General features: G+C 62.5%; 11 protein-coding genes and 2 pseudogenes. 11 read left to right on the top strand and 2 right to left on the bottom strand.

The features are described 5' to 3' along the window. Positions 1-47: 47 nt before the first annotated feature. The 6 genes from AAC083_RS11055 to AAC083_RS11030 all read left to right on the top strand — a co-directional run bounded on the left by AAC083_RS11055 (position 48) and on the right by AAC083_RS11030 (position 5,885). The gene (locus tag AAC083_RS11055) at positions 48-1,532 is read left to right on the top strand and encodes an AMP-dependent synthetase/ligase (protein WP_108536613.1); all 1,485 of its coding nucleotides are present in this window, start codon (positions 48-50) and stop codon (positions 1,530-1,532) included. After that, positions 1,529-2,188 (top strand): TenA family transcriptional regulator, encoded by a 660-nt coding sequence (locus AAC083_RS11050; RefSeq protein ID WP_108536612.1) that lies wholly within the window; start codon positions 1,529-1,531, stop codon positions 2,186-2,188. The genes AAC083_RS11055 and AAC083_RS11050 overlap by 4 nt, the downstream gene beginning before the upstream one ends. Further along, on the top strand, positions 2,185-3,033 hold the full coding sequence (locus AAC083_RS11045; protein ID WP_108536611.1) for an SDR family oxidoreductase: 849 nt from the start codon (positions 2,185-2,187) through the stop codon (positions 3,031-3,033). Before AAC083_RS11050 ends, AAC083_RS11045 begins: the two co-directional genes overlap by 4 nt. Position 3,034: 1 nt before the next feature. Further along, complete coding sequence (locus AAC083_RS11040; RefSeq protein ID WP_108536610.1) at positions 3,035-3,673, top strand: tetratricopeptide repeat protein; 639 nt, start codon at positions 3,035-3,037, stop codon at positions 3,671-3,673. 83 nt (positions 3,674-3,756) lie between these two features. Next, positions 3,757-4,446, top strand: a complete 690-nt coding sequence (locus AAC083_RS11035) for a response regulator (RefSeq protein ID WP_108536609.1) — start codon at positions 3,757-3,759, stop codon at positions 4,444-4,446. After that, positions 4,443-5,885 (top strand): ATP-binding protein, encoded by a 1,443-nt coding sequence (locus tag AAC083_RS11030; protein ID WP_108536608.1) that lies wholly within the window; start codon positions 4,443-4,445, stop codon positions 5,883-5,885. The genes AAC083_RS11035 and AAC083_RS11030 overlap by 4 nt, the downstream gene beginning before the upstream one ends. A gap of 77 nt (positions 5,886-5,962) precedes the next feature. Here the strand turns inward: AAC083_RS11030 and rloA3 are convergent, their stop codons facing one another. Continuing rightward, positions 5,963-6,469 (bottom strand): retropepsin-like aspartic peptidase RloA3, encoded by a 507-nt coding sequence (gene rloA3 / locus AAC083_RS11025; RefSeq protein WP_108536607.1) that lies wholly within the window; start codon positions 6,467-6,469, stop codon positions 5,963-5,965. Between the two features lie 393 nt (positions 6,470-6,862). Here rloA3 and AAC083_RS11020 point away from each other — a divergent pair. From AAC083_RS11020 to AAC083_RS11000, 5 genes and pseudogenes are all read left to right on the top strand, one after another. Continuing rightward, a pseudogene (locus AAC083_RS11020) lies at positions 6,863-7,905 on the top strand (GMP reductase). 170 nt (positions 7,906-8,075) lie between these two features. Further along, positions 8,076-9,263, top strand: coding sequence for an elongation factor P maturation arginine rhamnosyltransferase EarP (gene earP, locus AAC083_RS11015; protein WP_108536606.1), 1,188 nt, complete (start codon positions 8,076-8,078; stop codon positions 9,261-9,263). 45 nt (positions 9,264-9,308) lie between these two features. Continuing rightward, positions 9,309-9,875, top strand: coding sequence for an elongation factor P (gene efp / locus AAC083_RS11010; RefSeq protein ID WP_042034694.1), 567 nt, complete (start codon positions 9,309-9,311; stop codon positions 9,873-9,875). Positions 9,876-9,994: 119 nt separating this feature from the next. After that, positions 9,995-10,759, top strand: a complete 765-nt coding sequence (locus tag AAC083_RS11005; RefSeq protein WP_108536605.1) for a DUF3530 family protein — start codon at positions 9,995-9,997, stop codon at positions 10,757-10,759. Between the two features lie 128 nt (positions 10,760-10,887). Further along, entirely contained in the window at positions 10,888-11,844 is a 957-nt protein-coding gene (locus AAC083_RS11000; protein ID WP_042034697.1) for a D-2-hydroxyacid dehydrogenase, read from the top strand. A gap of 81 nt (positions 11,845-11,925) precedes the next feature. On the opposite strand, the pseudogene AAC083_RS10995 reads toward AAC083_RS11000, so the two are convergent. Continuing rightward, positions 11,926-12,133, bottom strand: a pseudogene (locus AAC083_RS10995) (hypothetical protein); the annotation flags it as partial.

Genomic DNA, 12,133 nt, shown 5'->3' with positions numbered 1-12,133 from the left:
CTGGCGCCCATGCCATTCCTGTTCAACTGCCCGCACCGGAGCGCCTTATGATGCTGTTTGACCAGATAGCCCACTTCGCCCGCCATGCGCCCCACAGCCCGGCCCTGAGCGGCAGCGAGCATCGCATCAGCTACGCACAGTTGTGGTTGCAGATTTCCGCCCTGGCCGAACGCCTGCAACAGGCTGGTATTGCCCGGCTGGCGCTGCAACTGGACAACGGCCTGCCCTGGGCACTGATCGATTTGGCCTGTGCCAAGGCTGGCATAGTGGTGATCCCGGTCCCCCACTTTTTCAGCCCGGAGCAACAGGAGTGGCTGCTGGAGAGCAGCGGGGCCGACGCCCTGATCGGCCCCCATCACCCGGGCTGGCAAGCAAGCGAACCGCTGCACCTCTCGATCGGTGAGCTGCCACTGTGGCGCAAAGAGCCGCCCCACATAACTCCCCTACCTGCTGGCACGGCCAAGATCACCTACACCTCCGGCAGCACGGGGCAACCCAAGGGGGTCTGCCTCTCCCTTGCACATATGATGGCGGTCTGCGAATCGCTGGCGCAGCGTGTCGCCCCGGCCGGGGTCGAAAAGCACCTGACTCTGCTGCCACTGACCACCCTGTTGGAGAACCTGACCGGCCTCTACGTGCCACTGCTCACCGGCGCCAACAGCCATATTCCCTCGCTGGGGGAGCTGGGTTTTTCCGGCTCCAGCAAACTGGCTCCCGCCACCCTGGCCCAGGCCCTGCTGCGCTGGCCCACCCACAGTCTGGTGCTGGTGCCCGAATTGCTGCGCCTGCTGCTGGCCCTGTGCAACGCCAATCCGGCACTGGCCAAACAGCTGGCGGCGCTGCGTTTCGTCGCCGTGGGCGGGGGCAAGGTCTCGCCCGAGCTCATCAGTCGCGCTCGCAAGCTGGGGCTGCCGGTCTATGAAGGTTATGGCCTCTCGGAATGCGGCTCAGTCGTGGCACTCAATGGCCCGGATGGCCACAGCCTTGGCAGCGTCGGCCAACCGCTGCCCCACTGCCGGGTATCGATCGCCGCCGACGGTGAAATTCTGGTGGAAGGAGCCGCTATGCTCGGCTATCTGGGGGCTGAGGAGCCACAACGGCTCCAGCTTGCCGTCCCCCAGCAGATTGCCACCGGCGATCTGGGCCACCTGGATGATGAGGGCTATCTGCACATCACGGGGCGCAAGAAGAACGTGCAGATCACCGCCTTCGGTCGCAACTTCTCCCCCGAGTGGATCGAGGCGGAAGCCCAGCTCTGTCCGGCCATCGCCCGCATCGTGATCTTCGGCGACGGCCAGCCCGCCAACGTGGCCCTTATCCAGCCGCTGCCCGGTGCAGACGCCCAACTAGCCCAACAGATAGCACAGCTCAACCACCGCCTGCCCGATTACGCCCGTATCCATCACTGGCTACCGGTGGCACTGGATCAGCATCCCGACCTGCTGACCGCCAACGGTCGCCCCCGCCGCGAGCGGATCTATCACCACTTTTCCCGGCAAATCAGCCAATGCCTTACAGGAGAAACCTCATGAGCTTCTATCACCTGCTGCAACAAGCCACAGCCCCGGATCGGGAGCATCTGTTCAAGGCCCCCATCATAGAGGCGTGTCGCAAGGGCGAGATCTCCCGTGACACCTATCTGCTCTTCCTCTCCCAGGCCTTCTATCACGTGCGCCACACTGTGCCGCTGTTGATGGCCACCGGCGGCAAGCTAGGTCAGGAGTATGAGTGGGTACGCGGCGCCATTGCCGAATATATCGACGAGGAGTATGGCCACCAAGAATGGATCTTAAACGATATCCGCGCCTGTGGTGGCGATGCCGAGGCGGTGCGGCACGGCCAGCCCGGGCTGCCCATCGAGCTGATGGTGGCCTTTCTCTATGACCAGATACAGCGAGGCAACCCCATGGGCTTCTTTGGCATGGTGCAGGTGCTGGAAGGCACCAGCGTCGCCATCGCCCTCACCGTGGCAGACCAGCTGAAAAAGGGCCTAGGTCTGCCCCCTCAGGCGATGAGCTACCTGAGCTCCCACGGCGCACTGGATCAGGAGCACCTCAAGTTCTTCGAATCGCTGATGGATCGGGTCGAAAACCCGGCGGATCAAGCCGCCATCATTCACTCGGCCAAGGTGGTTTACCGCCTCTACGCCGACATGCTCTATCAACTCACGGAAACACAAGCATCATGAAGCTTGAAGGAAAAAAGGTGTTGCTCACGGGCGCGAGCGGCGGGATCGGCGAAGCGCTGGCCCAAGCGCTGGCGGCCCAGGGGGCGCACCTGCTGCTGCATGGACGCAGAGCCAGCGTGCTGGAGCGCCTCTGCAAGGAGCTGCCGTACCCGGAGCGCCATCAGATAGTGATCGCCGATCTGGGATCTCCTCAGGAGCGGGCCCGGCTGTTGCAACATCCCGCGCTGGAGGAGGGGCTGGACGTGCTGATCAACAACGCTGGCTGCAACCAGTTTGCCTGGCTGGAAGATCAGAGTGTGGAGCAGGTAGAACGCCAACTGCTGCTTAATATCGAGGCGCCGATCCAGCTGACCCGCGCCCTGCTGCCCCGGCGGCGCAAACCCGCCGTGGTGATGAACATAGGCTCCAGCTTCGGCGCCATCGGCTATGCGGGTTACAGCGTCTACTGCGCCAGCAAGTTCGCCCTGCGCGGCTTTAGCGAGGCGCTGGGCCGCGAGCTGGAAGGCACCGGCATCAAGGTGCTGCACTTCGCCCCCCGCGCCACCCGTACCCGCCTCAATTCGGAGGCAGCCTACGAGATGAACGCCGAGCTTGGCACCCAGACTGACAGCCCGCAGGACGTGGCCGAAGCCGCCGTCATCGCCCTGTGCAACGAGACTCGCCGCAGTTGGCTCGGCTGGCCGGAGAAGCTGTTCGTGCGACTCAACGCCCTGCTCCCCGGCCTCGTTGACCGGGCACTGGCCAAACAAAACCCCATCATAGAGCGCTACGCTCGCCACTCGCCGCCCCCACCCGCTGCGGGCAAAGGCAACCCCACCGCCGTCATGACAGAGAAGGAACGTTAACATGAAGCACGCCACTCTCCGCCCCCGTTTGGGTCATAGCGCTATCCTGCTCCTCGCGCTGGGCTCTGGCCTGGCTCAGGCCGCCGACGCCCTGCACGTCATCCAGCAACAGTGGGCCGTCTGCCAGTATCAGCAGACCGGCAAGGCCAAGGAGAGCTGCCTGGAGCAATTGAGCAGCCAGGCCGATGAGGCCAGCGCCAAGGAAGCCTTTCGTACCGACCTGTTGATCTGGTCGGCCATCGTCAAGAGCAGCTGGGCCGGCGCCAAAGGCGGGCTGGGGGCGCTGGGTCTGGTCAAGGAGGCCAAGGCCAAGCTGGAGATAGCCCTCAAGCAGGATCCCAAGATGCTGGAAGGCTCCGCCTACACCAGCCTGGGTTCGCTCTATTATCAGGTGCCGGGTTGGCCGGTGGGATTTGGCGATAACGAGAAGGCCGAACAGCTGCTCAAGCAGGCGCTGGCCATCAACCCGACCGGCATAGATCCCAACTTCTTCTACGGCGACTTCCTGCTCGAGCAGGGCCGCAAGGACGAAGCCAAAACCTATCTGGACAAGGCACTGGCGGCACCGGACCGCCCCGGCCGCGAGGTGGCGGATCAGGGTCGTCGCATCGAGATCCGGGACCGCCTTGCCAGGCTATAAAATCAAGCTGGATCAAACAGCTATTTAAACTCTGCCCGCCCGCTTGCATACTGGTGGGCAGCGTCGTTTAAGGGGGAGTGACTATGCGGATCCTGTTGGTCGAAGATGATGTGATGCTGGGCGATGGCATGGTGGATGCCCTGCGCAGTAGTGGCTATACGGTGGACTGGTTGCAGCAGGGGCTGCCCGCCCTGCCGGTGCTCAAGAGCGAAGAGTTTACGGCCCTCATTCTGGATCTCAACCTGCCGGATATCGACGGCATCAGTCTGCTGCGCAAGTTGCGACGGGAAGGCCAGACACTGCCCGTGCTGATCCTCACCGCCCGTGATGCCCTGGACGACAGGGTACTGGGGCTGGATGCTGGCTCCGATGACTACATGGTCAAACCCTTCGCCCTGCAGGAGCTCAACGCCCGTCTGCGCGCTCTGGTGCGGCGCAGCAAGGGGCAGGCTCAGGCAATACTGGAATATGGCGAACTGCTGCTCAATCCCGAGTCACAGCAGGTCACCTATCGGGGCGAACCGGTCAAACTGACCCCTCATGAATACAAACTGCTACAGGAGCTCATCACCCAGAGCGGCCGGGTGCTGAGCAAGGATCAGCTGCAACAGAGCCTCTACGGCTGGGACGAAGGCGCCGAAAGCAACGCGGTGGAGGTCCATATCCACCACCTGCGCAAGAAGTTCTACAGCGACCTCATTCGCAATATTCGCGGAGTCGGCTACATCATTCCGCAGCTTGAACTGCCACAGCACAGAGACAACCGGGCATGAATCGTCCCCGCTCCATCCGCCATTTTCTGCTCTCAGGCATACTGGCACTGGTCAGTGCCAGCTTGGCTATCAGCGCCCTTATCGGCTATCTCGAGGCCAGCCATGAGATGGAGGAGCTGTTCGATGCCCGCCTCGCCCAATCTGCCCGCATCACCAACCAGTTGCTCAGCCGCTATCTGGAGCAAAATGGCGATCTGCCCGCCAACGGCACCGTCTACGAAGATTGGGAGCAGCACAACCCGGATCAGTGGCAGAAGGACACCAGCCTCAATCTGCGCGGCGAAGACAGGGAGCTGACCCCCTTCGGCCACGAGTTCGAGCGCAACCTCTACTTCCAACTGCTGAACGAGCAGGGCAGCATACTGCTGCGCTCCCCCAGCGCCCCAAGCCAGCCGCTGGTCGAACTGGCACCCGGTTTCAACACGGTCGAAAAAGACCAGCATCAGTGGCGCACCTTCACCCTCTACAACCAGGACGAACATACCTGGCTGGTGGTGGCAGAGCGGGACGACGAGCGCAGCGAACTGGCCAGCAAGATGGCCACCCTGGCCATGTTGCCGCTGCTCATCACCTTGCCCTTCCTGCTCGGCCTGCTGTGGTGGCTCATCTCCCGTGGTCTGGCGCCGCTGCGGCTGCTGGCCCAGGCCATAGGCGAACGCCACCCCGCCAATCTGAGCCCGCTCAACCTGAAGATCCGCGCCCAGGAGCTGACCCCGCTCACCAACGAGATCAACCGCCTGATGCACGCTCTGGCCGACACCATAGAGCGGGAGAAACAGTTCACTAACGAGGCGGCCCACGAGCTGCGCACCCCGCTGGCGGTGCTGCGCATACACAGTGAAAATGCGCTGGCCGCCGAAGATAACGCCAGCCGCGAGCAGGCATTGCAAAAGATGCTGCTGGCGCTCGATCGCAGCGATCGCCTGCTGCGCCAGCTGCTGACTCAGGCCCGCATCGACAGCCAGCAGGGAGTGGCGCTGACCGAGCTCAACCTGAACCAGCTGCTGCAAGGCACGCTGGCGACCCTGGCCCCCATCGCCCTGAAAAAGGATCAGCAGCTGTCGCTGGAGGGGGCGGAGCAGCTGACCGTGATGGGCCAGGCCACCCTGCTGGATCTGATGTTCAGCAACCTTATCGACAATGCGCTGCGCTACACCCCAGCCCGGGGCGAGATTGCGGTCGAGGTGCAGCACGAAGGTAAACGGGTCAGGGTCGATATCCGCGACAATGGCCCCGGTATCCCCACCGCCGCCCTGCCACGCCTGTGCGAACGCTTCTTTCGGGTCAATCCCCAGCAGGGAGACGGTGTCGGCCTCGGCATGGCCATCGTTTCGCGCATCGCCCAGCTGCACGGCGCGGATCTGGATATCCACAACCGGCCAGAGGGAGGGCTGGAGGTGAGCGTGCTGCTGCCTGTTCCGCCGCGGCCTTCCTCATAAAACCGAGTCGGTGCACATAGCACACGGGGGCCTGAGCCCCCGTTTCTGTTGTTTGCAGCGCATCGGTGCGACACCACTCAGCGGCAGCCGGGCTGCACCGTGAAGGTACGGCTCGAATCCACGGCCCCCAGATCCGCCAGCAGACGGCGACCAAGCAGCACCGGATAGATCATCTTGCTGCGATCCCGCAGGGTGAACCACTCTTCATACACCTTGTCACCTAGGCAGATAGCCATGGTGACAGTGGGTCTCTGCTCCATGCCGCCAGCGCCGCGCACCGTCACCATGTGTTCCACCGGCCGCTCCAGGGTCTGGCGCACCTGCTGGGCGGTGTTGGCATCCGTCAGCTGCAAGGTAAAGCGCACCCAGGGTTTGCCATCGCGCTTGAAGTGGTGCAGATCCCGTGCATCCATCGAGGAGGTGAGCGCCCCGGTATCCAGCTTCATCTTCACCGCCACGCCGCTTGGCATGAGGAGCCCCTTCTCGATCCAGCCATACACGGCGGGAGCAGAGACGGCACGGGCCGCCCCCGGCAGGGAGAGGCAGGCAAGCAGCAACAGCGGCATCATTCGCGATCCAAACATGTCAGTTCCTCGTCCAGACAGGGCCCAGGCTGGCCCGAGAGGCCAAGAATGAGGATGCAAACGGCGGCTGTCAACTGGCGAAATCCGGCGGCTGGCGGGCTTGTTCTGCCAGGGTCGGAGGCGCCACATGGGTGGGTAAACAGGCGTGATTGAGGGCTATGTTCGCAGGGAGGTTCAAGCCGAAAAGTGGTGTTGGATGACACCCAACGCCGCACTCAGGTTGTGACGCCAAAGGCTAACACAATGATGAGCGAATTATCAGTCTTGTTCTGGCGGGATTTGTGCCTACACTGTTGTAAACCGGAGGCCCTGAAAACCACCGGTTTTTTTGCGCCTGCCGAAAATTGACCACTGCAAACGTGACTTTCAACAAGGCTCAATAAGGAATTCGTCATGCGTATCGAAGAAGACTTGAAGCTCGGTTTCAAGGATGTTCTGTTTCGCCCCAAGCGCTCTACTCTCAAGAGCCGTTCCCAAGTTAGCCTGACCCGTCAGTTCACCTTCAAGCACACCCAGACTCAATGGCAGGGCGTCCCCGTCATCGCCGCCAACATGGATACCGTCGGCAGCTTCACCATGGCCAGAACCCTGGCCGGTTTCGAGATGATGACGGCGGTACACAAGCACTACAGCCTTGCGCAGTGGCAAACGTTCGTGAGCGAGACAGCCCCGACCCGGCTCGGTCATGTGATGGTATCGACCGGCACCTCCGAAGAGGACTTCATCAAGACCCGCCAGATCCTGGCCATGTCAGCAGCCCTGCGCTTCATCTGCGTGGACGTGGCCAACGGCTACGCCCAGCATTTCGTCGAGTTCCTGCGCAAAATACGTGAAGCCTGCCCGAACCACGTCATCCTGGCCGGCAACGTGGTCACCGGCGAGATGGTGGAAGAGCTGATCCTCTCCGGCGCCGACATCGTCAAGGTCGGCATAGGCCCGGGCTCGGTCTGCACCACCAGGGTCAAGACAGGTGTCGGCTACCCCCAGCTCTCTGCCATCATAGAGTGCGCCGATGCGGCCCACGGCCTCGGTGGCCAGATCGTCGGTGACGGCGGCTGTACCTGCCCGGGGGACGTGGCCAAGGCGTTCGGCGGCGGCGCCGACTTCGTGATGCTGGGCGGCATGCTGGCAGCCCACGAGGAGTGCGGTGGCGAAGTGGTTGACGTGGATGGCGCCCCTTTTATGAAGTTCTACGGCATGAGCTCATCGAGTGCCATGGACAAGCACGCTGGCGGCGTCGCCGACTATCGCGCATCCGAGGGCAAAACCGTGCTGCTGCCCTATCGCGGCCCGGTCGAGAACACGGTGCGCGACATCCTGGGTGGCTGCGATCCACCTGCACCTACGTCGGCGCCAGCCAACTCAAAGAGCTGACCAAACGCACCACCTTCATCCGGGTGCGTGAACAAGAGAACAACGTCTACGGCAAGGAGTAAACCGGCCCCTGCTAGCCACGAGCGCAAAAAAGCTGAGGCAAGCAGAAGACGACGGCCCCTCTGCCAGGGGGAGCAGGGAGAAGGTCAATGCCCCCTTAGAAGCCAATCCACCGGTGTGCTACCCTGCACACCGGTTTTTTTGTATCTCTCATTTCCATCGGATCCCTGACATGACGACCTCTTCGCCACGCAATCTGCCGCCATTCGACTGGGATATCTTCTGCTGCGTCGTGGATAACTTCGGTGACATAGGCGTTACCTGGCGGCTCGCCCGCCAGCTGGAGCAGGAGGGGCATGGTAAGGTGCGGCTCTGGGTGGACGATCTGGCCAGCTTTGCCCGCATCTGCCCGGGACTCGATCCCGCGCAGGATGGCCAGTGGGTAGCAGGCATCTATATCCAGCTCTGGCACGACGCCCTGCCAGCGGATGTGACGCCAGCAAAGGTGGTCATAGAAGCGTTCGCCTGCGAACTGCCCGCCCCCTTTATCGATCGCATGGCCGGGCTCACACCATCCCCCTGCTGGATCAATCTGGAGTACCTCTCGGCGGAGAGCTGGGTCGAGGATTGCCACGGCCTCGCCTCGCCCCAGCGGGTCGGCAACCTGAGCCTCAACAAATACTTCTTCTTCCCGGGCTTCACGGCTAAAACCGGCGGTCTGCTCTGCGAGCGTGGGCTCATCGCCGAACGCGATCAGTGGCAACAGGATAAGGCGGGCCTTGCCGCTTACTGGGCCAGCCTCGGTTTGCCAGCGCAACAAGAGAACGAGCTGCGGGTCAGCCTCTTTACCTACGAGAGCGACGCGCTGGTGAGCCTGGTTGCAAGCTGGTGCCAAAGCCCAACCCCTGTCACCCTGCTGCTGCCGCTCGGTCGCTCGCTACAGGATGTGCTGCGCGGCGCTGGCCTTGAACAAGCTATCGCCACCGCCAAGGCGGGTGACCTGCTCCACTCGGGCAACCTCACCATCAAGCTGCTGCCCATGACGGATCAGGCTGGCTACGACCGGCTGCTATGGAGCTGCGATCTCAATCTGGTGCGCGGCGAGGACTCCTTCGTGCGGGCCCAGTGGGCCAGCCGTCCCTTCCTGTGGCACATCTACCCGCAGGAAGAGCAGGCCCACATGGTCAAGCTGGACGGTTTTCTCGATCACTACCTGGCAGACTTGCCCCCGGACACAGCCCAGTGGCTGCGCGCCTTCAGCCACGCCCTCAATCAGGGGGAGCAGACCTGCGAACTTTGGGCCCAATGGCCCCGATATAACGCAAGTTGGCAGCAACATGGGCGAAGCTGGTCACAGAAGCTACTCACGGACGGGGATCTCGTCACGCGATTGGTGAAATTTTTAGAAAGCCGTATATAATCTGGCAGTTTTTATCCGTCCGTTTCACGAACAGGAATTTTTTACATGAAAACCGCACAGGAAATCCGCGCTGGTAACGTAGTCATGATCGGCACCGAGCCGATGGTGGTCCAGAAGGCTGAGTTCAACAAATCCGGCCGTAACTCCGCCGTGGTCAAGATGAAACTGAAGGGTCTGCTCAACGGTAGCGCGACCGAGACCGTATTCAAGGCCGACGACAAGCTGGACGTGGTTCAGCTGGAGCGTAAAGAGTGCACCTACTCTTACTTCTCCGACCCTCTGTATGTCTTCATGGACACCGAGTACAACCAGTACGACGTCGAGAAAGACAACCTGGGTGACGTGCTGAACTACCTGGTAGACGGCATGGAAGACATCTGCGAAGTGACTTTCTACAACGAGAAAGCCATCTCCGTAGAACTGCCGACCACCATAGTGCGCGAAGTTGAGTACACCGAGCCGGCCGCCCGTGGCGACACCTCCGGTAAAGTGACCAAGCCTGCCCGCCTGAAGGGCACTGCCTACGAGCTGGCTGTTGCCGCCTTCGTAGAGATCGGTGACAAGATCGAAATCGACAGCCGCACCGGCGAATTCAAGCGTCGCATCTCCTGATCGACCCCTTGAGTTGAATGCAAAAAAGCGAGCCAATGGCTCGCTTTTTTATTGATGCCATAGCCGCGCTTCAGAAAACCGGCCCAGTGCCGCTAACCCAGTTAACCGGGGAGCGCACTATGGCCAGATTATCCTTATCACTGCTGTTACTGACCCTGCTGGCAAGCCACGCTTCGCAGGCCAGCGACGTCGCGCCCCCCATCGCCAAGCCACAACCCCTCGACTACTGGCAAAACAGCGACTGGCAGGGGCTGCCCAACAGCATCCAGATAGACAAGCAGACGGTGCTGTTTGCCAAGCACGACAGCGACAGCTATGTCGGGCTGGCGATCCTGCTGCCGGACTGGCAGCGCAGCGGCCAACTGTGGCAGCTGACCCGCGCCCTCGGCCAGCTTGGCTTCGATACCCTGCTGCTGCTCCCCTCCCCCCAACAGATTGAGCTGGATCCCGCTGCCGAGAAGAAACAGCAGGCCATTGATGACTTTCGCAAGCAGTTTGCCACCCGCATCAGCACGCTGGGGGACGCCAAGCTGCAGGAGGGGGGCTTCAAGCTGATACTGGCACAGGGCACCAGCGCCGCCTGGGCCGTCAACCTCATCGCCAGCGAGCAACTGCCCGCCCCCGATGCCCTGGTGCTGCTGGACGGCTTCTTCCCCAATCAGCAGAGCAATCAGACCCTGGCCAAGCAGATAGCCCAGGCCACCATGCCGACCCTGGACCTCTATCAGGAAGAGGGCAGCCGCTGGCCCCTGCTGGCCGCCGAGGCCCGTCAGAGCGAGAGCCGCCGCAGCCACAAGCTCAACTACCGTCCCTACGCCCTGATGGATCTGGATGAGACGTCAACCCGCATTCAGGGATGGCTCACCCACCTCGGTTGGCTCTGAGCCCTGCCGCCGCGCCAAAATGCTGCCTGCCTCACATCCGTCGCGATCAGATCGCCGCTGAGCCCGTTCGGGCTGGCTCCCGGACGCCCATATTTGGCATCATGACGGCTCCAATGGCAGGAGGCGTCATGCAGCAGATAGTTTTTCTCGATAGCGATACCCTGGATGCGGGTGTCACCCTGCACCATCCCGGCTTCCCCCACCACTGGCAAAGCCATGCGAGCACGGCTCCCGAACAGGTGGTGGAGCGGCTCCGATGCGCCAGCATCGCCATCATCAACAAGGTGCGCATCGGTGCCGCCGAACTGGCCCAATTGCCGGACCTGAAACTCATCGCCCTGGCCGCCACCGGCAGCGACAACGTGGATCTGGAGGCATGCCGCGCCGCTGGCGTCGGGGTGTGCAACATCCGCAACTACTCGGGCCCCTCGGTGCCGGAGCACGCCATGGCGCTGATGCTGGCCCTGTCGCGCAATGTGTTCGCCTGGCGCCAATCTCTGCAGGAGGGGCGCTGGCAGCAGAGCGGCCAGTTTTGCTTCTTCGATCACCCCATCATGGATCTGCACGGCAAGCGGCTCGGCATCATCGGCAAGGGCACCCTGGGCCAGGCGCTCGGCGAGCGGGCCAAGGGGATCGGCATGGAGGTGCGCTACGCCCAGAGTCAGGTGGGCGCCAGTCACGATGAAGATCGGCTGCCACTGGACGCGCTGCTGCAAAGCTCGGATGTGATCAGCCTGCACTGCCCGCTCACCCCCTACACCCGTCACCTGATTGGCGAGCGGGAGCTGGCGCTGATGAAACCGGGCGCGCTGCTGATCAACGTGGGCCGGGGCGGTCTGGTGGATGAAGAGGCCTTGCTGCGGGCGCTGGCCAACGGCCGGCTCGGTGGTGCCGGCTTCGACGTGGCGAGCGTCGAGCCGCCGCCCCCCGATCACCCGCTGATGCAGGCCCTGCAATACCCCAACTTTATCCTGACCCCACACGTGGCCTGGGCCAGCGAGGAGTCGATGCAGCGTCTCGCGGATCAGCTGATCGACAACATCAACGCCTTCGCCGAGGGACGGCGCCAGCACCGGCTGGTCTGAACCACAGCATGCGAAAAGGGGCCGGTTGGCCCCTTTTGCTTATGGCTCATCACTATGGTGCGCCAGCCAGCACGGCTGACATCAGTCATCGTGGTGCCATCTGTGTTTCTTGTGCTTCTTGTGTTTCTTGTGATGCCTGTGCCTATCGTCGTAGTAGCGGTCGTTGTTGCTCTTGTGACCGTCTCCCGTCTTGGCACCTATGGCCGACCCACTGGCACCGCCGATGCCGGCACCGATCAGCTGGCCCGTGCTGCCTCCCACGCTCTTGCCGATGGCTGCCCCGCCCAGC

Source organism: Aeromonas sp. HMWF014 (genome assembly GCF_963878295.1).
GTDB classification, from domain to species: domain Bacteria; phylum Pseudomonadota; class Gammaproteobacteria; order Enterobacterales; family Aeromonadaceae; genus Aeromonas; species Aeromonas popoffii.
The sequence above is the reverse complement of the archived record's forward strand: the minus strand, read 5'-3'. Positions and strand labels throughout refer to the sequence as shown.